The organism is Candidatus Glomeribacter gigasporarum BEG34, from assembly GCF_000227585.1.
Lineage (GTDB): Bacteria > Pseudomonadota > Gammaproteobacteria > Burkholderiales > Burkholderiaceae > Glomeribacter > Glomeribacter gigasporarum_B.
Map to the genome: position 1 here is coordinate 1 of NZ_CAFB01000035.1, position 22,135 is coordinate 22,135.

At 56.1% G+C, this 22,135-nt stretch carries 19 protein-coding genes, 2 tRNA genes and 3 pseudogenes; 14 read left to right on the top strand and 10 right to left on the bottom strand.

What is annotated here, in order from left to right; genetic code table 11:
* The coding region (gene groL / locus CAGGBEG34_RS01330; RefSeq protein WP_042687494.1) for a chaperonin GroEL at nt 1-1,410 on the bottom strand (1,410 nt) is incomplete at its 3' end.
* 169 nt (nt 1,411-1,579) lie between these two features.
* Entirely contained in the window at nt 1,580-1,873 is a 294-nt protein-coding gene (locus CAGGBEG34_RS01335; RefSeq protein ID WP_006682108.1) for a co-chaperone GroES, read from the bottom strand.
* Nucleotides 1,874-2,094: 221 nt separating this feature from the next.
* Between CAGGBEG34_RS01335 and CAGGBEG34_RS01340 the strand changes: the two genes are divergently transcribed.
* The 3 genes from CAGGBEG34_RS01340 to hemW all read left to right on the top strand — a co-directional run bounded on the left by CAGGBEG34_RS01340 (nt 2,095) and on the right by hemW (nt 3,736).
* Nucleotides 2,095-2,352 carry a BTH_I0359 family protein gene (locus tag CAGGBEG34_RS01340; RefSeq protein WP_006682109.1) on the top strand — a complete coding sequence of 86 codons (258 nt, stop codon included), beginning with the start codon at nt 2,095-2,097 and terminating at the stop codon, nt 2,350-2,352.
* Nucleotides 2,353-2,394: 42 nt separating this feature from the next.
* Nucleotides 2,395-2,471 (top strand) — tRNA-Arg (locus tag CAGGBEG34_RS01345).
* A 62-nt stretch (nt 2,472-2,533) separates the two neighbouring features.
* On the top strand, nt 2,534-3,736 hold the full coding sequence (hemW, locus tag CAGGBEG34_RS01350) for a radical SAM family heme chaperone HemW (protein WP_006682110.1): 1,203 nt from the start codon (nt 2,534-2,536) through the stop codon (nt 3,734-3,736).
* 114 nt (nt 3,737-3,850) lie between these two features.
* Here hemW and acnA read toward each other — a convergent pair.
* The 4 genes and pseudogenes from acnA to CAGGBEG34_RS01370 form a co-directional block, all read right to left on the bottom strand.
* Nucleotides 3,851-6,593, bottom strand: a pseudogene (gene acnA / locus CAGGBEG34_RS01355) (aconitate hydratase AcnA).
* Nucleotides 6,594-6,612: 19 nt separating this feature from the next.
* Nucleotides 6,613-7,164, bottom strand: coding sequence for a hypothetical protein (locus CAGGBEG34_RS01360; RefSeq protein WP_006682111.1), 552 nt, complete (start codon nt 7,162-7,164; stop codon nt 6,613-6,615).
* Between the two features lie 133 nt (nt 7,165-7,297).
* Nucleotides 7,298-8,299 (bottom strand): malate dehydrogenase, encoded by a 1,002-nt coding sequence (locus tag CAGGBEG34_RS01365; protein WP_006682112.1) that lies wholly within the window; start codon nt 8,297-8,299, stop codon nt 7,298-7,300.
* Between the two features lie 22 nt (nt 8,300-8,321).
* Nucleotides 8,322-8,603 (bottom strand): virulence factor, encoded by a 282-nt coding sequence (locus CAGGBEG34_RS01370; RefSeq protein ID WP_006682113.1) that lies wholly within the window; start codon nt 8,601-8,603, stop codon nt 8,322-8,324.
* A 132-nt stretch (nt 8,604-8,735) separates the two neighbouring features.
* Between CAGGBEG34_RS01370 and CAGGBEG34_RS01375 the strand changes: the two genes are divergently transcribed.
* Genes CAGGBEG34_RS01375 through CAGGBEG34_RS01385 form a run of 3 tightly spaced genes read left to right on the top strand, consistent with a single transcriptional unit; the run spans nt 8,736 to nt 13,392 of the window.
* The gene (locus CAGGBEG34_RS01375; protein WP_006682114.1) at nt 8,736-9,917 is read left to right on the top strand and encodes an efflux RND transporter periplasmic adaptor subunit; all 1,182 of its coding nucleotides are present in this window, start codon (nt 8,736-8,738) and stop codon (nt 9,915-9,917) included.
* Nucleotides 9,918-9,968: 51 nt separating this feature from the next.
* Nucleotides 9,969-12,032, top strand: a complete 2,064-nt coding sequence (locus CAGGBEG34_RS01380; protein WP_042687592.1) for a MacB family efflux pump subunit — start codon at nt 9,969-9,971, stop codon at nt 12,030-12,032.
* Nucleotides 12,013-13,392 carry an efflux transporter outer membrane subunit gene (locus CAGGBEG34_RS01385; protein ID WP_042687498.1) on the top strand — a complete coding sequence of 460 codons (1,380 nt, stop codon included), beginning with the start codon at nt 12,013-12,015 and terminating at the stop codon, nt 13,390-13,392. The genes CAGGBEG34_RS01380 and CAGGBEG34_RS01385 overlap by 20 nt, the downstream gene beginning before the upstream one ends.
* Here the strand turns inward: CAGGBEG34_RS01385 and CAGGBEG34_RS12080 are convergent.
* Together CAGGBEG34_RS12080 and CAGGBEG34_RS01390 are read right to left on the bottom strand one after the other, a co-directional pair.
* The gene (locus CAGGBEG34_RS12080; RefSeq protein ID WP_420885872.1) at nt 13,369-13,656 is read right to left on the bottom strand and encodes a hypothetical protein; all 288 of its coding nucleotides are present in this window, start codon (nt 13,654-13,656) and stop codon (nt 13,369-13,371) included. The genes CAGGBEG34_RS01385 and CAGGBEG34_RS12080 overlap by 24 nt on opposite strands.
* Nucleotides 13,653-14,083 (bottom strand): annotated as a pseudogene (locus CAGGBEG34_RS01390) (recombinase family protein). Before CAGGBEG34_RS01390 ends, CAGGBEG34_RS12080 begins: the two are co-directional and overlap by 4 nt.
* Before the next feature lie 207 nt (nt 14,084-14,290).
* Between CAGGBEG34_RS01390 and CAGGBEG34_RS01395 the strand changes: the two are divergent.
* From CAGGBEG34_RS01395 to CAGGBEG34_RS01425, 8 genes and pseudogenes are all read left to right on the top strand, one after another.
* Nucleotides 14,291-17,195 (top strand): annotated as a pseudogene (locus CAGGBEG34_RS01395) (Tn3 family transposase).
* Nucleotides 17,196-17,255: 60 nt separating this feature from the next.
* Nucleotides 17,256-17,753: a KilA-N domain-containing protein gene (locus CAGGBEG34_RS01400; RefSeq protein ID WP_275226114.1), complete on the top strand. Its 498-nt coding sequence runs from the start codon at nt 17,256-17,258 to the stop codon at nt 17,751-17,753.
* Nucleotides 17,750-17,941: a hypothetical protein gene (locus tag CAGGBEG34_RS01405; protein ID WP_042687503.1), complete on the top strand. Its 192-nt coding sequence runs from the start codon at nt 17,750-17,752 to the stop codon at nt 17,939-17,941. Before CAGGBEG34_RS01400 ends, CAGGBEG34_RS01405 begins: the two co-directional genes overlap by 4 nt.
* Nucleotides 17,922-18,104: a hypothetical protein gene (locus CAGGBEG34_RS10930; protein WP_158641764.1), complete on the top strand. Its 183-nt coding sequence runs from the start codon at nt 17,922-17,924 to the stop codon at nt 18,102-18,104. The genes CAGGBEG34_RS01405 and CAGGBEG34_RS10930 overlap by 20 nt, the downstream gene beginning before the upstream one ends.
* Nucleotides 18,095-19,024, top strand: a complete 930-nt coding sequence (locus CAGGBEG34_RS01410; RefSeq protein WP_158641765.1) for a YqaJ viral recombinase family nuclease — start codon at nt 18,095-18,097, stop codon at nt 19,022-19,024. The genes CAGGBEG34_RS10930 and CAGGBEG34_RS01410 overlap by 10 nt, the downstream gene beginning before the upstream one ends.
* Nucleotide 19,025: 1 nt before the next feature.
* The gene (locus tag CAGGBEG34_RS01415; protein ID WP_420885877.1) at nt 19,026-19,982 is read left to right on the top strand and encodes a recombinase RecT; all 957 of its coding nucleotides are present in this window, start codon (nt 19,026-19,028) and stop codon (nt 19,980-19,982) included.
* Nucleotides 19,983-20,050: 68 nt separating this feature from the next.
* A complete protein-coding gene (locus CAGGBEG34_RS01420; protein WP_006682120.1) occupies nt 20,051-20,317 on the top strand; it encodes a DUF4224 domain-containing protein in 267 nt (88 codons plus the stop codon).
* Nucleotides 20,318-20,433: 116 nt separating this feature from the next.
* Nucleotides 20,434-21,441 (top strand): tyrosine-type recombinase/integrase, encoded by a 1,008-nt coding sequence (locus tag CAGGBEG34_RS01425; RefSeq protein ID WP_238984929.1) that lies wholly within the window; start codon nt 20,434-20,436, stop codon nt 21,439-21,441.
* Between the two features lie 75 nt (nt 21,442-21,516).
* On the opposite strand, the gene CAGGBEG34_RS01430 is transcribed toward CAGGBEG34_RS01425, so the two are convergent.
* Together CAGGBEG34_RS01430 and greA are read right to left on the bottom strand one after the other, a co-directional pair.
* Nucleotides 21,517-21,590, bottom strand: a tRNA-Pro gene (locus tag CAGGBEG34_RS01430).
* Nucleotides 21,591-21,638: 48 nt separating this feature from the next.
* Nucleotides 21,639-22,115, bottom strand: a complete 477-nt coding sequence (gene greA, locus CAGGBEG34_RS01435; protein WP_006682122.1) for a transcription elongation factor GreA — start codon at nt 22,113-22,115, stop codon at nt 21,639-21,641.
* Between the last annotated feature and the right edge of the window lie 20 nt (nt 22,116-22,135).

Here is a 22,135-nt window from a genome sequence, read left to right on the forward strand (position 1 = left end):
AATCACACTTGCAACCACAACGCTCGCTTCTTCCCCTCCATTCGCGACAATCTGACGCAGCGGCTCTTCCATCGCGCGCAGCACAATCTTGATGCCCGCCTGCTGATCCGCATTATCGCCCGTCAGGTTCGCGACCGCATGACGCGCGCGAATCAGCGCGACGCCGCCGCCTGGCACAATGCCTTCTTCAACCGCCGCGCGCGTTGCATGCAGAGCGTCTTCGACGCGCGCCTTTTTCTCTTTCATTGCGACTTCTGTCGCCGCGCCGACTTTAATCACCGCAACGCCGCCGGCCAGTTTCGCAACGCGCTCCTGCAGCTTTTCACGGTCATAGTCGGAAGTCGCCCCCTCGATCTGCACGCGGATTTGTTTGACGCGCGCTTCGATATTTCTGGAATCGCCCCGACCGTCAATGATGGTGGTGTACTCTTTCGCCACTTCGATGCGCTTTGCCTGACCCAATTGATTCAGCGTAGCTTTCTCAAGCGTGAGGCCTGTTTCCTCGGTAATCACTTCGCCGCCGGTCAGAATTGCAATATCTTCCAGCATGGCCTTGCGGCGGTCTCCAAAGCCCGGCGCCTTGATCGCCACCGACTTCAGCAAGCCGCGCATATTGTTCAGAATCAGCGTGGCGAGCGCTTCGCCTTCGACATCTTCAGCGATAATCACCAGCGGACGGCCCGATTTGGCAACCTGGTCCAGCAGCGGCAGCAGATCGCGAACCGTCGAGATTTTCTTGTCATGCAACAGGATATAGGGTTCATCCAGCACGGCCATTTGCCGGTCCTGGTTATTGATAAAGTACCCGGACAGATAACCGCGGTCGAATTGCATGCCTTCAACGACATCCAGCTCGTCTTCGAGCGATTTGCCGTCTTCCACCGTAATGACGCCTTCCTTGCCAACCTTGTCCATCGCTTCGGCAATTCGCTTTCCGATGGACTCATCGCTATTGGCCGAGATTGAGCCGACTTGCGCAATTTCCTTGCTGGTCGTGCAGGGCTTGCTGATTTTACGCAGTTCCTCAACGGCGGCGGCCACCGCTTGATCAATGCCGCGTTTCAGATCCATCGGATTCATGCCCGAAACCACATATTTCATGCCTTCGTATACGATGGATTGCGTCAGCACGGTCGCTGTCGTTGTGCCATCCCCCGCGTTATCGCTCGTTTTCGACGCCACTTCCTTGACGGTTTGCGCCCCCATATTCTGCAGCTTGTTTTTCAGTTCAATTTCTTTTGCCACTGAAACGCCGTCCTTGGTCAAGGTCGGTCCGCCAAAGCTGCGTTCGAGCATCACATAGCGTCCTCTTGGCCCGAGCGTCACTTTAACTGCATTGGCCAGAATATTGACGCCTTTGACGACTTCGGTGCGGGCTTGATCGCCGAATACCACTTCTTTTGCTGCCATCTTGTAACTCCTTGAATTTCTCTGAAATCAAATTGAATAAAAGGGAAGTGAAGCGCTCTCTTGATGCTTAGAGCATTTTTCAGTGATTTTCCCTGTGTCGCTTCGCGCTCGCCGTATTGTGCATACTGTCTTCGCGCTCGCTCCTTGGGCCAATCGACTGAAAAATGCTCTAGGAAACGATCACGGCCATGATGTCCTCTTCGCGCATCACCAGCAATTCCTCGCCATCCACTTTAACGGTCTGGCCCGCATATTGTCCAAACAGCACCACATCGTCCACATTCACATCCATCGGAATCGTTTCCCCCTTTTTATCTTTTCTGCCAGGTCCGATGGCCATCACCTTGCCCTGAACGGGTTTCTCGGCAGCCGTCTCAGGAATCACAAGCCCTGATGGAGATTTGGTTTCATTGTCCAGACGCTTGACAATCACGCGATCGTGCAGGGGACGAAGTTTTTTCATATTGCTTCCTCTTTAAGTGAGATGAAAATACTTTGAGTTTCAAACAAGGCAAAAAATTCATTCCATTTGCCCAAAGAGCTTTGTTAGCATTCCCTGCCAACGAGTGCTGATTATAGGGGCGCACTGACCCGAATTCAAGACGGGAGGCGTTTTGCACAGCCGCTTAAAAATGCTCTAAGATGGACAATAAAAACGGAATATCCGCTCGACAGGAGACGGTAATGCAAATGATGTACAATAGTCCGAATTACTGCGTTGTGGCTTTTCCAGCGCAGGAAGACAGCGCCGCGCTTTCCGAGGGCGGCTATGAAATTGTCGCCAAGAATTTAAAGCGGGGTCTGTTTATCCACGGGCCGATGGCGGCGCATTTCCAGAAAAGCGTGCAGAAGCTGGTCAAACAGCCGCCTGATTTTGCCGAAATGGACGCTTTTCTGGGTCAATTTGATGACTGGATGACGCACCCGCTTGTTTTGCATTAATAACGCCGGCGTACATCACAACAATGCGCCGCGTTCCATTTTCTGCCCATAGCTCAGCCGGATAGAGCATTGGCCTTCTAAGCCGACGGTCGGGGGTTCGAATCCCTCTGGGCAGGCCAATCATTCCAGGGTGTACCCTTCGCAGAGATCCAGTTGTAGCAGGGTTCTAAGCGATTTTTACATGACGCCCGATATCCGCGCCGTAACGATATTGCCCGCTTCCTCGCGGCGCATTCAGCTCAACGCATTGCCGCCGCTGTCGCTCTACGTCCATATTCCCTGGTGCCTTAAAAAATGTCCATATTGCGATTTCAATTCACATGAATGGAACAGCGCCGTGGATGTGCCGGAGAAAGAATATCTGGACGCGCTGCGCGGCGATCTCGAACTGGCGCTGCCATCGATCTGGGGGCGGCGCATTCAATCGGTCTTCATTGGCGGCGGCACGCCGAGTTTGCTGTCGGCGGCGGGCATTGACCGTCTGCTCTCGGAGATTCGAGCCCGTCTGCCGCTGAATCCGGAGGTTGAAGTGACGCTGGAAGCCAATCCCGGCGCGTTTGAAGCCGCCAGGTTCAAACAATTCCGGGCGAGTGGCGTGAACCGTTTATCAATCGGCATCCAAAGTTTTAACGACGCGCATCTGAAAGCGCTAGGGCGCGTCCATGATGCGCAACAGGCGCGGCGCGCGGTCGAAATCGCGCACAACGCATTTGATCATTTCAATCTGGATTTGATGTTCGCGCTGCCGTGTCAAATATTCGATGAATGCCGCGCGGATGTGGAAACCGCTTTGTCTTATGCGCCGACGCATCTGTCGATCTATCAACTCACGCTTGAAGCGAATACTTATTTCTCGAAATATCCGCCGCGCCTGCCGGATGAGGAACAATGCGCGGATATGCAGGACTGGATTCATGCGCGCCTGCGCGAGGCGGGTTATTCTCATTACGAAGTGTCCGCCTACGCGCAACCGCATCAGCGCTGCTGGCACAACCTGAATTACTGGCAATTCGGCGATTACCTTGGAATTGGCGCGGGCGCGCACAGCAAACTTTCTTTTCCGCAGCGCATCGTCCGGCAAATGCGCTACAAGCAGCCCGCGGCCTATCTCAGACAATGCGCGGAGAACGCGCCCATCCAGCAGGAATATGCAGTCAACGCAGAGGATTTACCGTTTGAATTTATGTTGAATGCGTTGCGGCTGACCCAGGGATTTCCAGTGCACTGGTTTTCCGAGCGTACCGGCCTGCCAATCCGCGCAATTGAACAGCCCTTGCGCACCGCGATTGCGCGCGGCTTGCTCACGCGGGACCATCAAATGATCATTCCAACGCCGCTTGGCCAGCGTTTTTTGAGCGATCTGCAAGCCCTGTTTCTAGAATAATAAGATTCATAGGCGTTCCGCACAGCCGTGCTGGCAAGGCGCGCTAACGCAGACAGTACAACCAGTACGGCAAGGAGGCGCAACGCCGCCAGCGCGGCTGTGCGGAACGCCTGTTCAAGCTGCCAGCAATGAGCGCAGCACAAAGGGTAGAATACCCCGATGCCGGTAGTAGTCGATTTCAATGGGCGTATCGATTCTAAGAAGCAGTGGGACTTTGACAGAAGCGCCGTCAACGCGGTGAATGGTCAGCGTCACCTGTTGCTGCGGCTTCAGTTCCGCATCGAGTCCATCCAGATCGAAACTTTCTTCGCCGGTAAGCCCAAGCGTCTGCGCGCTATGCTCTGTTGTGAACTGCAGCGGCAATACGCCCATGCCGACCAGATTTGAGCGATGGATGCGCTCGAAGCTGCGCGCAATGACCGCTTTGACGCCCAATAATTGCGTTCCCTTGGCGGCCCAGTCGCGCGACGAGCCGGTGCCGTATTCCTCTCCCGCGAATACCAGGGTCGATACGCCTTCCTGGAGATAGCGCATCGCGGCATCATAAATGAACATCTGTTCGCCGCTCGGCTGGTGAATCGTGATGCCGCCTTCGACGCGCGCGCCCTCCGGTTTCGGCGGAACCATCAAATTTTTAATCCGGACGTTGGCAAAGGTGCCGCGCATCATCACCTCATGATTGCCGCGCCGCGCGCCATAGCTATTGAAATCGGCTTTTTGAACCCCGTTTTCCTTTAACCACCGGCCCGCTGGAGCGCTTTCACTAATCGCGCCCGCGGGACTGATGTGGTCGGTCGTGACTGAATCGCCAAAGATGCCAAGCGCGCGCGCGCCGCGAACGGATGGTGCACAATCTGCGGGCTGCATGCTGAATCCGGAGAAAAAGGGCGGCTGCGCAATATAGGTCGATTTTGGCCAGTGGTAGGTCTGCGCTTGCGCGCCTTCAATCGTGCTCCATAAATCGCCTGTGCGGGTCAGTTGCGCGTAATTTTTACGGAAGACCGCGCCGTCAAGCGCATATTGCATAAACGGATGGATTTCATCGCTTGAAGGCCAAATCTCGCTGAGATAAACATCGCGCGCCTGGCCGTTTGCGTCGATGCCGCGGCCAAGCGGCTCGGTTGTCAAATCGCGCATCACCGTGCCGGCAATCGCATAGGCGACCACCAGCGGCGGCGAGGCCAGAAAATTTGCGCGGATATTCGGATGGATGCGCGCTTCAAAATTGCGGTTACCCGATAAGACGGCAGCAGCGATGAGATCGTTCCGCAGAATGGCCTCATTCAGCGCGGGTGATAAATCGCCGGAATTGCCAATACACGTGGTACAGCCATATCCGGCGAGCGCAAAGCCCAACTGTTCGAGATAGGGCAGAAGTCCTGTCGCCTTCAGGTATTCGGTGACGACGCGCGAGCCAGGCGCCAGCGAGGTTTTGATATGCGGCGCAACGCTCAAGCCTGCGTTCACCGCTTTTTTCGCCAGCAGACCCGCCGCGAGTATTCACGCCTGGATTTGAAGTATTCGTACAGGACGTAATCGCCGCAATCAGCACATCGCCATGCCGGACTTCGATGCCATCGCTGCTTTGATAACTGTGCGCCAGCGCCTCCGGTTTTTTCGCAAAACCGTTTTGGCTGACTTCCTGGCTGAAGAGTTTGGCAAAGGCGGTTTTCACATGTCCGAGCTCAATCCGGTCCTGCGGACGCTTAGGGCCAGCCAGCGAAGGCGCAACCGTGGCCAGATCGAGCGTGATCACTTTTGTATAGTCGATTTGCCCCGCACTAGGCATACCGTATAACTGCTGCGCCTTCAGATAATTGTGCAGCGCGGTGATGGTCTCGTCCGTGCGGCCCGTGCCTTTGAAATATTCGAGCGTTTTATCGTCAACCGGGAAAAAGCCCATTGTTGCGCCGTATTCAGGCGCCATATTGCTGAGGGTCGCGCGATCCGGCACCGCAATCGATTGCGCGCCGTCACCAAAAAACTCGACAAATTTACCGACGACCTTCTCGCGGCGCAGCCTTTCAGTCACCGTGAGCACCAGATCGGTCGCGGTGACGCCTTCGCGCAACTGCCCCTTCAGCTCGAAACCCACCACGTCCGGCGTTAAAAAGTAGATCGGCTGGCCGAGCATTCCCGCTTCCGCTTCAATCCCGCCGACGCCCCAGCCGACGACGCCGACCCCGTTGATCATTGTGGTGTGGCTATCGGTGCCGACCAAGGTATCGGGATAATAGATATTGTCAGCCGGCGCGGATGAATTCACTTTCTTTTTGTGCAGTCCGCGCGCCAGATATTCAAGGTTGACCTGATGCACGATGCCAACGCCCGGCGGCACCACGCGGAAGGTATCAAAGGCCTGCATTCCCCACTTCATAAATTGATAACGTTCCCGGTTGCGCTGGAATTCAAGCTTCATATTCAGATCAAGCGCATCAGGGCGGCGGAAATAATCCACCTGCACTGAATGATCCACGACCAAATCAACGGGCACCAGAGGCTCGATGGACTTCGGATTGTGGCCCATCCGCTCGGCAACGCCGCGCATTGCGGCCAGATCGGCAAGCAGGGGAACGCCGGTGAAATCCTGGAGCACAATGCGCGCCACGACAAAGGGGATTTCATCGCTGCGCGCCGCAACGGGTTGCCACCGCGCGAGATTCTGGATATGCGTCTCGGTAATCCGGGCGCCATCGTAATTGCGCAGCACCGACTCAAGGAGGAGTCGAATCGAGACCGGCAGCCGTGCAATATCAACGCCAAGCGCCGCGCTTAAGCGCGGGAGCGAATACAACAGTCCTTTGCCCGAACCGTGGTCGAATATTTGTAGGGTGTGATAGAGGTTGTGGTGCGTCATGGTTGGGACCTTTGCGGGTTCATTGGCGCGTTGCGGAAGGAGTTTTAGACGCGGAGAACGGCGCATGTGCAGCCGCCGCCGAATCAGGCTCTTCTGAATCTGCTGAAAAAAGAAGCGGCATAGGCTTAGGCTGAGCATCCGCCGCTGCCATTTCCACTGTTTTGCATTCATCGACCAGGCGGGAGCGCGCGCCATGATCGTTGAACAGCATTGCCTTGAAGGGCAGCACGACCAGATCCAGGCCGCTGTCTGAATCCTGAAAGCGCTCGGCGCCGGTCGTCGTTGGCACGCGCGGCAAGAGGTAATTTCTTCCAGACCAATACAAAGTCAAGGACGGATCGCTTTTGAAATCACCGCTCAGCCAAAACGCTTTATTGTGCTCACAACTCCATTTCACTGCGCTTTCATCCAGCGGCGGGCGATCGAGCGCTATACTTTGGGGCTGGCTTTTCTGATGGCTTGCGCGGCGCTTGTGAGCGGCTGCGGATGACTTCTGGGGGACCGCTTCCGCAACCGAGGCGAGCAACGTCACACATGCAAGCGCGACTGCGATCAACAGGGTTTTTTTCATAGAATGTCTCCAGTGTGGCTAAAAATCATTTCTAGAGCATTTTTCAGCGGCTTGCACGGCGTCACTTCGCGCTCGCCGTATTGCTCATACTGCCTTCGCGCTCGTTCCTTGTGCAATCTCGCTGAAAAATGCTCTAGCCGGTGGCGGTATTCAACAAAGGTTCGACCGCTGCGCGTTCATCGAGCAGCTCCCGTTCGGAAGCTTTCATCCGCGCGCGCGAAAATGCATCGATTTCAAGCCCCTGCACGCGCGTGAATGCGCCATTTTCGGTCATCACCGGGCATCCATAGATGAGGTCCGGCGCAATTCCGTATGAGCCGTCCGATACGATGCCCATTGTGACCCAACGCCCCTGGCTGCCGAGCATCCAGTCGCGCATATGCTCCAGCGCCGCCTGCGCGGCGGACGCCGCTGATGAGTGTCCGCGCGCGTTGATAATCGCCGCGCCGCGCTGAGCGACGGACGGGATAAAGACATCGCGCAGCCAATCCTCCTGAATTCTGCGCTGCACAGGCGCGCCGCAAACCGTTGCAAAGCGGATGTCCGGATACATTGTGGACGAATGATTCCCCCAGACAATCAGCCTTTCAAGCGCAGCGACCGGTTCGCCCAGCTTCGCCGCCAACTGCGCGCGCGCCCGGTTGTGGTCCAGGCGCAGCATCGCGGTGAAGTTCTCGCGCGGCAGCTCCGGCGCGGAACGCATTGCAATATAGGCGTTTGTATTGGCCGGATTGCCGACCACGAGCACTTTCACGTCGCGTCGCGCCGCTTCGTTGAGCGCGCGCCCCTGTTCCTTAAAAATTCCGGCGTTTGCATGCAGCAGATCACCGCGCTCCATTCCTTTGGAGCGCGGCCGCGAGCCGACCAGAAAAGCGGCGTCGGCGTCTTTAAAAGCGGTTTTGGGGTCATCGGTCACAACGATATCGCGCAAAAGCTCAAATGCACCGTCTTCCAGCTCCATCACAACCCCTTTGAGAGCGGACTGCGCCTGCGGCAGTTCGAGCAACTGCAGAATGACGGGCCGCCCTTTGCCGAGCAGCTCGCCATTCGCGAGCCGGAAAAGAAGGGCATAAGCGATCTGACCGGCGGCGCCGGTAACGGAAATACGGGCTGGAGAGATTGAATCGTTGCGCATAGAGAAGCTTTGAAACCTTGATTTATAAAGCAGGGCTGAGGTCGTTGATATCTTCGATACGCAGCATGCGAATATCCCGCACACTGCTTTTAAACCAGGGATAGGCTTTGCTTAATACCTGTGCGGCCAGCACGCACTTCACCGCATTCATATTTTCATCGCCAAAGTACACGCTCCCCTGCTGCCAGGTGAAACCCAGCGGCATCAGTTCTTTTCTGATATCGTCATAGGCGTTTTGCCATGAATCGTTGGGATATTGCTGTTTCAGTTGTTCAGTGTCCAGATCGAACGAGATCGCGTACATCAGCGCTCCTAAAAGGCGATTTCAATATTTGGCTCTTCTGATGATGCCAATTCTAAAATACAATTCGCCCTGTCTGTGCATTCCATCGTGATTTTAGACCTCCCTCTCATCCCATTCCTTGCTCCATCTTCAATGAAAAAAATCAGAGCGCCTGCGCGCAGACGCGCCAGAATCCTGATCGGCGTTGCACTGGCGGTTGCGCTGCTCATCGCGCTCTCACGCTGCGCGTTCAGCAAAAAAGCGCCGGAATATCTGAGCGCGCCGGCGGCGCGCGCGGATATTGAGAATACCGTACAGGCGGTGGGCGCCTTGCGCGCCTTTACACAAGTTGATGTGGGCGCCAGAGTCACGGGTCAAGTGCAAACGCTCCATGTTCAGTTGGGCGATGCCGTTAAAAAAGGGCAACGGCTCGCCGAAATTGATCCAGCTCTGCAAAAAAACGCGCTCCAGCAGGCGCAACTGAATGCGGAAAACAGCGCCGCAAATCAGCGCGCCGCGCAAGCGCAACTGCAGCAGGCAGAATTGAATATGCGGCGGCAGCGGCAAATGCTCGCCGCAGATGCCGCCTCGCGTCAGGATGCGCAGAACGCCGAAGCAGCACTGGCCGTAAGGCGGGCCGAGCTCGCCGCGCAAGGTGCGCAGCTCAAGCGGGCGCGCGTTGAGGTTGAAAAGGCGCGCGCCGATCTAGATTACACGCAGATCACCGCGCCCATCGACGGCGAAGTGGTTTCGATTGTGACGCGGGAAGGGCAGACGGTGGTCGCGCAGCAGCAAGCGCCGGTCATCATGAAGCTTGCTGACCTCAACACGATGACCGTTGAAGCGCAGATTCCGGAAGCGGATGTTGTTCGCGTCCATCCCGGTCAGGAGGTCTATTTCACCATTCTGGGCGCGCCCGACCAACGCTACTACAGTACCTTAAGAGCGGTGGAACCGGCGCCGCCAGCCAGTGAGGGGCAGGCGCAACAGGCGGTGTTCTATCACGCGCTATTTGAGGTGCCGAATCCGCAGCGCGTATTGCGCGTCGGGATGACCGCGCAGGTCAGCATTGTGCTCGACAAGGCACAGGCTGCATTGACGATTCCAGTCTCGGCGCTGGGCGAGCTGGAGAAAGACGGCCGCGCTCAAGTGCGTGTGCTCGGCGCAGACGGCGCGGTGCAGACGCGCGCCGTGCGCACCGGTATCAATAACCACGTGCAAGTGCAGATTCTCTCCGGCCTGAAGGAAGGCGAGCGCGTGATTCTGGGGGAAAGCTCCAAGGTAGAGGGAAAAAACGCGCCCCGCCGGGGGCCAGTCAGGGTCTTCCGTCAGTGAGCGCCTGTGCCGATCACAGGCGCTGAACCGATTGATCCAGCCATGAATTCAGTGCAAAAAGCCCTGCTTGAACTGGTCAAGGTCACGCGCCGCTTTGCGTCCGGCGATAAAGACGCGGTGGCGCTGAACAACATCACGCTGAGGATTTGCGCGGGCGAATTTGTCGCGATCATGGGCGCTTCAGGCTCAGGCAAATCGACGCTGATGAATATTCTGGGCTGCCTTGATCCGCCCAGTTCAGGCCATTATCGGATTGGCGGGCGGGAAACCGCGGCGCTCGGTCCGGATGAACTGGCTCAGTTGCGCCGCGCGCGTTTCGGCTTTATTTTCCAGCGCTATCACCTGCTGCCGCATCTGACCGCGGCCGGCAATGTTGAAATCCCCGCTGTCTATGCCGATACCGCGCATGCGGCGCGGCAGCCGCGCGCGCTGGAATTGCTGCGGCGTTTGGGTTTAGCGGAGCGCGCGCACTACCGGCCCGCGCAGCTTTCGGGCGGCCAGCAGCAGCGCGTCAGTATCGCGCGCGCATTGATGAACGGCGGCGAGATTATTCTGGCGGACGAACCCACTGGCGCGCTCGACAGCAAAAGCGGGCAGGAGGTGATGAATATCCTGCATGAGCTGAATGCAAACGGCCATACTGTGATTCTGGTCACACACGCCCCGCAGATCGCGGCGCACGCGCAACGTATCATTGAACTCAAGGACGGCGCAATCGTGCGCGATCATGCACAGCCAACGGCGACGCGCCCTATGGAGTCTAGAGCATTTTTCAGTCGATTGGCCCAAGGAGCGAGCGCGAAGACAGTATGCACAATACGGCGAGCGCGAAGCGACACAGGGAAAATCACTGAAAAATGCTCTAAACCCCAGGAAAATGCGCCGCCGCAGACTGCTCGCCGCGCATCCGCGCGCTTTGCGCGTTTCACGGAAGCCTTCAAAATGGCCGCCAGCGCGCTGCGCGCGCACCGCCTGCGGACTTTTCTAACAATGTTGGGCATCATCATCGGCATTACTTCGGTCGCCTCCATCGTCGCGCTGGGCTCGGGGATGAAACAGAGGATACAGGAGATCATTCAAGAACTGGGCCCCAATACCCTTTCTATCTTTCCAGGCCGCGACCGCGGCGAGCGCCATTGGCGAGGCAATAATCAGACGCTCGTGCCCGCAGACCTGGAGGCGCTGCGCGCGCAGCCGTATGTTGATAGTGTGACGCCGGAAACGGGCAAAATGGGACTGGTGCGTTATCGCAACCTGGATGTGAATGCCATTGTCACCGGCGTCGGGGAAGATTTTTTCCGGGTGCGAAATCTGAAGCTCGCGCAAGGCATTGCATTCGGACGCGAGGATATCCGGCAACAGGCGCAGGTGGCGGTGATCGATCAAAATACGCGGGAGAAGCTGTTCAGCGATATGGACAATCCGCTGGGTCAAATCATTCTGATCGGCCCGGTGCCATGCACCGTGATTGGCGTGACGCAGTCGAAGAAAGATATATTCGGCGATCAGCAGAATCTGCAAATCTGGATTCCCTACAGCGCGGCCAACAGTAAACTCCTCGGTCAATCCTATTTCGGCAAGATTACGGTGCGCTTGCGCGACGGGCAATCTAGCAAAAGCGCCGAACACAGCATTGAAGAATTGCTCGCCCAACGGCATGGCGACAAGGATTTCTTTATTTTTAATATGGATAGCATGCTCAAGGCCGGGCAGCAGCAAAATCAGCTGATCCGGCTTTTTCTATTGTCGATTGCCGTCATTTCCCTGATCGTCGGCGGGATTGGCGTGATGAATATTATGCTGGTCTCGGTGACTGAGCGCACGCGCGAAATCGGTATCCGGATGGCGGTTGGCGCACGGCAGTCCGATATTCTGCAACAGTTTCTGGTCGAGGCCGTGGCGGTCTGTTTAAGCGGCGGACTGATTGGCATTCTGCTCTCTTTTGGCATTGGCGCGGTCTTCTCGGCGCTGGTTGAGCAAATGAAGATGATTTTTTCAGTCGGCTCAATCATCGCGGCGGCGCTGTGTTCGACTCTGATCGGCGTCGTCTTCGGCTTTATGCCAGCGCGCAATGCGGCGCGCTTAAATCCAGTCGATGCATTGGCGCGAGATTGAGAGGATGCGCATGAACCGGATCGCCCCTGTTTTGATCGCGCTGATGCTTCTGGCAGGCTGCGCGCGCGCGCGCTGGACGCCGCCGTCCATAGAGGTGCCGCCGCGCTGGTCCGCGCCCGTTGTCAACCAGGCGGCGACGGAACAAGCACGGGCCGCGTGGTGGATGAATTTCAACGATCCACAACTCAATGCGCTGATCGACGAAGCGCTCAAAGCGAATAATGATCTGGCAGTCGCGGTCATTCGCGTGCAGCGCGCGCGCTTACAAGCGGGCCTGGCCAATACTACCCTGACTCCGGATGTCAAAGGCGTTGGTCTGAATACATCATCACGCAACTTGGACTCACACAATACAAAGCGTTCAGCAAACGTCAGCGGCTCGCTGAGTTATGAATTGGATCTCTGGGGAAAACTGGCCCAACAGCGCGCAACCGCCGCCTGGGAAGCGCAGGCCGCCGAGGCGGACCGCGCGCAGGCGGCGCTGAATCTGATTGGCACCACCGCGGAGTTGTACTGGAAGCTGGTCCGTTTAAACGAGCAGATCATCGATGGCAACGCGGATCTGAAGCAAGCCCAAAAAATACTCGAGCTCGTCAATGCACGGTATGCGGCGGGCGTGATCTCAGGACTGGATCGGGTACAGGCCGAGCAGAATGTCTCGGCGCAACGCCTGGCGCTAACCCGGCTGTATCAGCAACGCATCGAAGCGCGCCATGCGCTGGCAGTGTTATTGAACCGCCCGCCCTCATACGCTTTTGAGGCGCCTGAGCATTTGCCCGATTCGCCGCCGCCTGAAGTGGAGGCCGGCCTGCCGGCGCAGGCGCTCAAGCGTCGCCCGGATCTGAGGGTGGCTGAATTACGCCTGCGCCAGTCGTTCGCCGATATTGAAAAGATGCGCGCCAGTTTTTATCCGGCTTTTACATTGACCGGCAGCCTCGGCAGCGCCAGCGAGGCATTGTTGCGCGTGCTGCAGAATCCGGTCGCAACGCTTGGCATTGGCCTGACATTGCCCTTTATCGAATGGAACACGATGCAGTTAAAAATCAAAGTATCGAAAAGCGAATATGCAGAAGCCGTTGTCCATTTCCGAAAGAACCTCTACACCGCGTTGGCTGAGGTCGAAAATGCCTTGTCCAGACGTGCGCAATTGATTGAAGCAGCCGCGCATCAGGCGCAGATCGCATTCCAGGCGTCGCAGGCTGAACAACAGACGCATGCGCGGTTTAACGCCGGCGCCGCCGATCTTCAGGCCTGGCTGGAGGCGCAGGGCGGGCTGCGGAAAGCGCGCGACGCGCTTAAACAGAACCGTCTGGACCAGCTCAATAATCGAATGAGGTTATATCAGGCGCTTGGCGGCTAAGAGCATATTTAGGGGTCGCGTCACGCAACGGACGACAGAGTACGCTAAGCCTGAGGGAAGGGCCGCGAGGAGTCTAAATGAGGTTGCCCCAGAAAACGGACACCAGAGTGCGTTAAGACTTGCAGTAATTGATACAGGCAGAGAAGCAGCGGGCACCCAACGATAAAGCGTCGGGACAGAAACGCCCAGATTTCGGGCCACCTCCCGTGGGGCTACTCCGTTGACCAGCAGCTTTTGAGCAGATTTTAGTGTGCTGTCTGTCATTTTTCGCTTGCGTCCCCTCTTCGCCCCTGTTGACGGGCGGCTTCTAGGCCTGCTTTAGTGCGTTCCAGCAGCAGTTCCCGCTCCATCTCGGCCAAAGATGCCATGACGTGAAAGAAGCACCGGCCCGCTGGGGTACTGGTGTCAATGGCGTCGGTCAGGCTTCGGAAGTGAATGCCCTGCTGGGATAAACCCCCGACCAGTTCAACCAGATGTTTGACACTGCGCCCTAAGCGATCCAGCTTCCAGACGACCACCCGTGTATCTTTTGGGCGCAGCATCTCAAGCGTTTTAGCCCACCCGGGACGCGCTGTATGCCCTGCGCTCGCCTTGTCTTTAAAGATTTTCTGGCAGCCCGCCTGCGTAAGGCATCCTTCTGAAGCGTAAGATTTTGGTCTTGCGTAGAAACGCGCGCGTACCCAATCAGCATGAGACTGCCAAAAGATTCTTGAAACCCGTGGAAAGGTGACAGAATTGAGAAAAGACTTTCAAGAGTGATGTTCAAGAATACAAAAGTCAGGATTTTATGAGGCACAGCGGCAGGGTACGGTAGACTATCAGAAACGAACGTATAGAAAAGGCATGACACGCAACCGTTTTAGGATGGATTTTCNGGAACGCGNGNGTCTGTTGAGCGCTGCCTGAACATCAGGATGCCCTGATTCGGCATGACACGTTCAGCGAGTCTGATCTGTCCATCATTCGCCAGCGTCGCAAGGCTGCCACTCAGCTGGGATTTGCAGTCCAGCTGTGTGACATGCGCTCCCCAGGCAGGATGTTGGAGATAGAAGAGCCCCCTTTTTCTCCGGTGCTGAGCTTCGTGGCAGCCCAGCTTAAATGACCGTTAGACATTTGGGCTGAGTACGGGCAACGGGCAGAGACGCGCCGAGCACATCTGGTTGAACTGCAGTCTGTGTTTGGCTTGAGGCCCTTTACAGTGCGATGTCACAAATCTTCTGTGCAGGCGTTGGCACCACTGGCACAGCAGACCGATAAAGGCATCATGCTAGCCAAGGCGCTGATTGAGGCACTCCGCAGCCGTTGAATCCTGCTGCCATCGATCCTAATGATCGATAGGATTTGCGCAGAAGCCATGACACGCGGCAATCGACCCCTTTATTCCGCGCTCACAGCAGGTTTGACCCAGGCTCATCGGCAGAAGCTAGAGCATCTGCTCAACCTACATGAACACAGCAAAATCAGCCTATGAGCCTGGCTACGTCAGTCGCCCAATGCGCCGAATGCCCAGCACCTGTGAGCACATCTGGATGGGCTTAAAACGCTGGAAGCGCTGAGATTGCCAGAGGGTCTTGAGCACCGGATACATCAGAATCGGCTTTTAAAGCGCGCTCGTGAAGGCGCTCAAATGACTGCCCAACATTTGCGTGATCTGGAAAGTACACGTCGGCACGCCACGCGGGTTGCTGTCGTGCTGGAAGTTCAATCGACAATCATCGAGAGATCATTGACCTGCATGACCGCATCATGGGCCGTCTTTTCAATTGGGCTAAACACAGTCACGCGCAGCAGTTCCAGGAATCCGGCAAGACAATCCACGAAAAGATGCGTTGATACGGGAAAATCGGCACGGTCCTGCTGGCCGCCAGGACAGAGGGTACAGACGCCTTTTCAGCGATTGAAGCGCTCATTTCATGGGAAACGTTTGCAAAAATCGTGACAGCAACACAAGACCTCACCCCAAGGGAGTTTGACGACCTGCATCGCATTGGAGACGGCGATGCGCAGGTCCGTCGATATGCCCCCGCGCTTCTGGATGCCCTGCAGATGAAAGTCGCGCCTGCAGCACAGGATGTGTTGTCTGCTGTAGAGACGCTCAAAACACTCAACGCGGAGAATGCCCGAAAAGTACCACAAGACGTGCCCACCCGCTTTGTGCGAAAACGCTGGGAAAGCCTGGTCTTCAAGGCAGAGGGTGTGGATCGGCGCTTTTACGAACTGTGCACACTGTCCGCACTGAAAAATGCACTGCGTTCAGGTGATCTTTGGGTGCAAGGCTCTCGCCAGTTCAAGGATTTCGGGGATGATCTATGACCGACGGATCCATTCTCTGCGCGCAGTCTATCTCATCATTTAGCCATTGAGACAGACTGCGATGCCTATCTTCACGAACGCCTCTCCAAACTGACGCAACAACTGAACATCGTCCGTCGCCTGGCAAAGGCAGAGGCATTGCCAGAGGCCGTCATGACCCCATCCGGTCTGAAAATCACGCCGCTGAACAACAGCGTACCTGACGCAGCTGATGTGTTGATCCAGCAAGCCTACAGCCTGCTGCCGCCTATCAAAATCACTGAATGGCGGGTGGAAGTAGACAAATGGACAGACTTCACCCGCCCCTTCACGCCCCTAAAAACAGGCGATTTGGCCAAGCACAAATCCCTGCTGCTCACCCCCCTTCTGGCAGATGCCATCCACCTGGGTTTAAGCAAGATGGCCGAATCCTGCTCTGGAACCCCCTATGCCAAGCGGGCCTGGCTACAAGCATGGCATGTTCGAGATGAAACCTATTCGGCAGCTTTGGCAGCACTGGTGAATGCGCAGTTTCGACATCCTTTTGCAGGAGACTGGGGCGATGGGTCGACCGCTTCCTCAGACGGCCAGCGCTTCAGAGTGGGCGGGCACGCGGAACGGGGCGGCAATATCCACCCCAAATAGGGCAGTGAACCCGGCATCCAATTCTACACGCATGTCTCCGATCAGGATACGCCGTTTCATACCAAGGTGATCAATGTCGGCGTTCGAGATGCGACCTATGTATTGGATGGGTGGCTGTATCACGAATCAGACTTGCGAATTAAAGCGCATGACACGGATACCGCGGGCTTTACCGATCATGTGTTTGGCCTGATGCATCTCTTAGGCTTCCGGTTTGCGCCCCGTATCCGTGATCTCGCCGATAAACGGTGGTACGTGCCGGGTAAACCGGCGGATTTCCCTGATGTGGCTGCTTTGGTGGGTGGTTCGATCAATACCAAGCATATCCGAAGCCACTGGAACGAGATTCTTCGGCTGGCGGCATCCATTCGTCAGGGGACTGGGACGGCTTCTCTGATGCTGCGCAAGCTCAGCAGCTCTCCCAGACAAAACGGACGGGCGGTAGCCCTTAGAGAACTGGGCAGGGTCGAGCGTAGTGTGTTGACCTTCGATTGGCTGCACAACGTCGAGCTGCACCGCCGCGTCAACGCGCGGCTGAACAAAGGCGAAGCCAGAAATGCGCTCACCAGAGCCGTCTTCTTTCACCGGCCGGGCGAGATGCGAGACCGTAGCTTCGAGAACCAGCGTCATCGCGCCAGCGGCCTTACGCTGGTGACAGCAGCTATCGCGTTGTGGAACTCAGTCTATCTAGAACGGGCAATCCAGGCGCTCAGGGAGCATAGCCAGTCTATTGAGGCGTACCTTCTAGTATATCTGTCACCGTTGGGCTGGGAGCATATCAATTTGACGGGGAATGATGTTTGCAGCAGGGAAAAACGCCCAGGAAAGGAACATTCAGGCCCTTGCGACCCTTCCCTCAGGCTTAGCGTACTCTGTCCTCCGTTGCGTGACGCGACCCCATCAAGAACAATGGGGGGGATAAGCCCATCCATACAAAGCCCTGTGGCGACACCTACGTTTGCCCGGAACTCGTCTATGACTATGCGATGTGGGTGAGCCAGGAATTTCATCTGAAAGTCATTTGCGCCTTTGATGCACTGGTCACAAGCCTCTATAAATCTTATCTGAACACTGCCCGCATCTTTGCCGAAACGCAGAAGGTGTACCAAAGAAGATGCGCAGCGCCTTGTCTGGAAGACATCCTCAATGGCCTGTACACGCTATTTGAACAATTTGAACCGGAACATGCGCAGCGACGCCATAAGCTTGAGCCGCTGATTCGCGGCCTGGCCGTGCTGATTCATCGCGCCTGGTGTACACCAGAGCTTGAGATGAGCGCCGCCTTGCGGGACTGGTTCAAGAAAGACTTTTGGGAAGTCTGCGAGATTGAAGCGCAAGAAGAAATGGCGCGCCGTACAACGCCATCGGAAGAGATTGCGGACAACGCCTGCCCTGAATCCGTGGGCGCGGGAGAGACCACATGAACCTCCGCCCCTTCCAAATTGAAATCAACCGTCATCCGCCGTTTATCGGCCTGTTCGAGTCCAGCAGCGCGGCCTTGGATGCCTTCCACGCATTAGCGGCGGCTGAGGCGCGGATAGGCAACGGATTCCGGCTGGCGGTACAGCCCTATCGACCTGAAGGAGAAGGCAATGCCTGTATTGAACGATAGAGCTTTGCGGCCTCTCTACCGGAAGGCGGGGAGGGCGCTGGGTCAGTTGAACCAGCGGATAGACCGGTGGACGCGGCGGTATCCAACAACGACCGCCATTTTATTCGCGCTGCTTGGTTGGGTATTGCTCTGGCTGGCTCATCGGGGCGCGATATGCACATAGAAATCGAACACGGCGCATCGGCGCAGGAAACGCGCGACGCATTCTTAACCGCGCGCCAAACGGGTATCGGCGGCTCTGATATCGGGGCCATCCTAGGCGTGAGTTCGTTTAAAAGCGCGGTCGATGTCTTTCTGGCGAAAACCGCGCCGAATCCATCCGACGCGCAAACCGAATTGACCTATTGGGGCCATGCGGTCGAGCCGATCATCGCGCGCCGCTTCTCGGAAGAGCATGGCGTCGAACTCATCCGGCCCAATGCCATCGCGCGCCATCCGCAGCACGACTGGATGGTCGGAAATCTGGACGGGATTATCCCCGGCCCGCCCGCGGGCGTGCTCGAAATCAAGAATGTGAGTGCATTTGGCACCCAAGCGTGGGGCGCAAACGGCAGCGATGAAGTGCCCTTGACTTATGTGGCGCAAGTGGCCTGGTACATGGCGGTTCAGTCAATGGACTATGCGGTGATTGCCGCGCTCTTCGGCGGAAACGCCTACCGTGAGTTCCGCGTGGAGCGGGACTTAGAACTTGAGCAGGCGCTGATTCGCAAAGGTCATGCCTTCTGGTTCAACCATGTGCTCACCGGCGTCGCCCCAGAACCCCAAACGCCGGACGAGGCCATCCGTCTGTTCAAACAGGACGATGGCTCTGTGCTGAATGCGGACGATGCTTTGCTGGAATGTTGTGCGCAGTTGAAAGACGCTCAGGCGCGCGCGCAATGCCTCAATGATGAAGTCGAACGGCTTGAAGTGCAGATCAAAGCCCGAATGGGCCACACGGCGCGGCTGGCCTACCGCGACCAGCTATTGGCGACCTGGAAAACGCACTCCGCCCGCCGCTTCAATGCGCGGCGTTTAAAGCCGCGCATCCCGATCTGTACGAACAGTTTATACAGTTCAGCGAAACGCGCGTCTTTCGTTTGAAATAAACAGACCTTTTGAAAGGAGATGGAACGATGACCACCCAAGCCCTCAAAGCCGCCGTCAGCGGCGAACCTCAACCCCCTCTCGCGAGATGAAGCCAAAGGACAGAGTCGCCTATCTGCTCGACCTCAAAAAGGCGGCCATCCAAAAGCTCATTCCGCCCCATCTGAACCCAGAGCGGCTGCTCAAAGTCGCGCAGATTGCCGCGACCACCACGCCGAAGCTCGTGGAATGCGACATCGCGAGCTTAATCGGCGCCATCGGACAATGCGCTCAAATGGGACTGGAGCCGAATACCGTTCTAGGCCATGCCTATCTCGTCCCGTTTAATACCCGACGCAAGAATGCCGCAGGGGGGGAGCGATGGGTCGATTCCGTGCAAGTCATCATCGGCTATAAGGGATTGATCGATCTGGCGCGTCGCTCCGGCCAAATTGTCAGCATCGCCGCGCATGAAGTCTGTGAACACGACACATTTGAGTGCATCTACGGCCTGAACGAAACACTGACGCATATCCCTTCGATGGCCGAGCGCGGAGAGGTCATTGCGTTTTACGCGGTGGCGAAACTCAAGGACGGCGGCCATGCCTTTGAAGTGATGAGCCGTCGGCAGGTCGAGGCCATCCGCGACGCTTCGCAAGGCTGGAAACAGGCCGTGAGATACAAAAAACAGGACAGCCACCCCTGGCAGACCCACTTCATCGAGATGGGCCGCAAAACCGTGATTCGCCGCTTAGCTAAATATCTGCCGCTCTCGGTCGAATTTCAAACCGCCGCCGCGCTCGACGGACTCGCCGAAGCCGGAAAAGATCAACATCTGGATGCGGTGGACGGTAGCGTCACCCTGATGCCGGAAGATGCGCCGGACGCGGAAGTGTGGGAGAGCGCACCCGATGCGGACAACCCTGAAGCGGATAACCGTGAACAGGCGCAGACCCCTGAACAGAAAGCCGCCTGACACTTCAGCGCGGCGGCTCAGGGCCAGACGCTGCGCATTCAATCGTTTGACCGATTTTTAGAACAAGCATGGAACAGGCTATTTTTCTGACTGAAAAGCAGATGGACAAGCAAATGAATAGCTTAACCATGACTGCGCGTGAAATCTTTGACGTCACGGGCTATAAACAGCCTGCCAGACAAAAGAGAGTGTTCGAGACGCTTGGCGTACCTGTCCATATACGCCCAGATGGAACAGTAAGCGTCTGCCGGCAGCACTACCTTGAATCCCATACTCATACCCAAGTTCAGAAAATGCGTTTACCGCAGCTACGACTTGTGAAGAGGACTGCATGAACCGTCCACGGAAAAATGGGAAGCATTTACCAAGGCGAATGATCGAAAGTCATGGCTCGTATTTTTTGCTCAAGCCAATTGGATTCCGGCGCAATAAGGCGATTCGGTTAGGCCGGGTGCGAGGCGTCGAAGGGAAAACCGAAGACGAGCTATATGCGCAAGCGCTGAAACGATATGCAGACCTGATCGCCGAGGTTGACGCGCCCGTCGGCACGATGGTCAAGCTACTCGAACGATGGAAGAACGAAGCGCTTTCCAAATACGCATTAAAAACACGGAAAGAATATATCCGCATGACCGACATCGCTTCTAAAGCATTTGCGGAATTTGACATAGAGCACGTTCGCCCAATGCACATCGCCGCTTTTGTCGATGATAACTTTATTGATAAACCGAATGCCGCCAACAAGTATAAAGCGCTCCTATCCCTCGTTTTTAGCTTTGCAGTCCGTAAAGGGCTGCGGGATGACAACCCTTGCCGTGATATACATGGCGTGCCTGAACCGAAACGGCAGAGGTACATTACAGATGAGGAATTGGCTCGCGTGCGTGCTGCCGCATTGTGGGGTAATGACGATAAGCCGACGCCTAGCGGGCGAATGATTGTTTGCCTGATTGATCTGGCCGTTGTGACTGGTCAGCGTATCGGTGATTTACTCGCGCTTAAGTGGAGTGATGTGAGCGAGGAGGGTGTCCTATTTAAGCCACGGAAAACAGCTAAAAGTACCGGCGTTATAGTGCCGGTGAAAATGACTTCGCAATTGCAGAATATTCTAGAGCGTGCCCGCCATTTCGGAAATGTTAAAGGCATAACCGTTATTCATACCATCAAAGGGCATCCTTATACCTATTTTGGCGCTCAAACTGCGTGGAAACGGGCGGTGGCTCGCGCGTGTACACGCTATGAAGAGGAATGTAAAAAGAGGGATATGACATTGGATACGGCTTTTCTCCGAAATATGCACTTTCATGACTTGCGTAGAAAATCACTCACCGATGCCAAACGGCAGGGTAAAGACCCACAAAAACTAGCGGGTCATACTGACCCAAAAATGACTGCCCGGTACTTAGAAAACGTAGAAATCGAATGGGTTGAACCTGTACAAATCGCTCAAATTGGATAGGGAGTATTCAGCACTGCTCAATAAAAGTATTCAGCAGTGCCCCTTCAAAAATCCTGAAACCCTTATAAACACGGGTCGGGGCGACATGATTCGAACATGCGACCCTCTGCTCCCAAAGCAGATGCGCTACCAGACTGCGCTACGCCCCGGACAAAAAATAGTCATTCTACTGTAGATGCCTGACTCAAACCAAAAACTCAGATATATCGAATACGGACAATTTCTACTTCACGCATGCCGCCTGGCGTATGAAAAGCGGCAACATCGCCTTCATATTTCCCGATCAGCGCCTGTGCAATCGGCGAGCTGATGGAAATCAAGTCCTGGTCGAGATCGGCTTCGTCATCGCCCACAATCTGATACGTTTTGCATTCTCCGGATTTGAGGTCTTCAAGGTCGACTGTTGCGCCAAATACAACCCGTCCATCCGCTTCTACGCTCGTCGGTTCAATAATCTGCGCAGCAGACAGTTTTGCTTCAAGATCGGAGATGTGCGCTTCGATAAAGCCTTGTTTTTCTTTAGCCGCGTCATAGTCTGCGTTTTCAGATAAATCGCCCTGCGCGCGCGCCTCCGCAATCGACTGAATCACTGCCGGACGTTCAACGGTTTTCAGCCAATGTAATTTATCTTTTAGCAGCTTGGTGCCGCGCTTGGTCATCGGGAATGTAGCCATAAGTGACTCAATAACGTTGA

Coding starts and splice junctions, on each gene's coding strand:
- CAGGBEG34_RS01335 (WP_006682108.1), bottom strand. CDS start 1,873: ATGAAAAAACTTCGTCCCCTGCACGATCGCGTGATTGTCAAGCGTCTG.
- CAGGBEG34_RS01340 (WP_006682109.1), top strand. CDS start 2,095: ATGCAAATGATGTACAATAGTCCGAATTACTGCGTTGTGGCTTTTCCA.
- hemW (WP_006682110.1), top strand. CDS start 2,534: ATGACGCCCGATATCCGCGCCGTAACGATATTGCCCGCTTCCTCGCGG.
- CAGGBEG34_RS01360 (WP_006682111.1), bottom strand. CDS start 7,164: ATGAAAAAAACCCTGTTGATCGCAGTCGCGCTTGCATGTGTGACGTTG.
- CAGGBEG34_RS01365 (WP_006682112.1), bottom strand. CDS start 8,299: ATGCGCAACGATTCAATCTCTCCAGCCCGTATTTCCGTTACCGGCGCC.
- CAGGBEG34_RS01370 (WP_006682113.1), bottom strand. CDS start 8,603: ATGTACGCGATCTCGTTCGATCTGGACACTGAACAACTGAAACAGCAA.
- CAGGBEG34_RS01375 (WP_006682114.1), top strand. CDS start 8,736: ATGAAAAAAATCAGAGCGCCTGCGCGCAGACGCGCCAGAATCCTGATC.
- CAGGBEG34_RS01385 (WP_042687498.1), top strand. CDS start 12,013: ATGCATTGGCGCGAGATTGAGAGGATGCGCATGAACCGGATCGCCCCT.
- CAGGBEG34_RS12080 (WP_420885872.1), bottom strand. CDS start 13,656: ATGACAGACAGCACACTAAAATCTGCTCAAAAGCTGCTGGTCAACGGA.
- CAGGBEG34_RS01405 (WP_042687503.1), top strand. CDS start 17,750: ATGAACCTCCGCCCCTTCCAAATTGAAATCAACCGTCATCCGCCGTTT.
- CAGGBEG34_RS10930 (WP_158641764.1), top strand. CDS start 17,922: ATGCCTGTATTGAACGATAGAGCTTTGCGGCCTCTCTACCGGAAGGCG.
- CAGGBEG34_RS01410 (WP_158641765.1), top strand. CDS start 18,095: ATGCACATAGAAATCGAACACGGCGCATCGGCGCAGGAAACGCGCGAC.
- CAGGBEG34_RS01420 (WP_006682120.1), top strand. CDS start 20,051: ATGGAACAGGCTATTTTTCTGACTGAAAAGCAGATGGACAAGCAAATG.
- greA (WP_006682122.1), bottom strand. CDS start 22,115: ATGGCTACATTCCCGATGACCAAGCGCGGCACCAAGCTGCTAAAAGAT.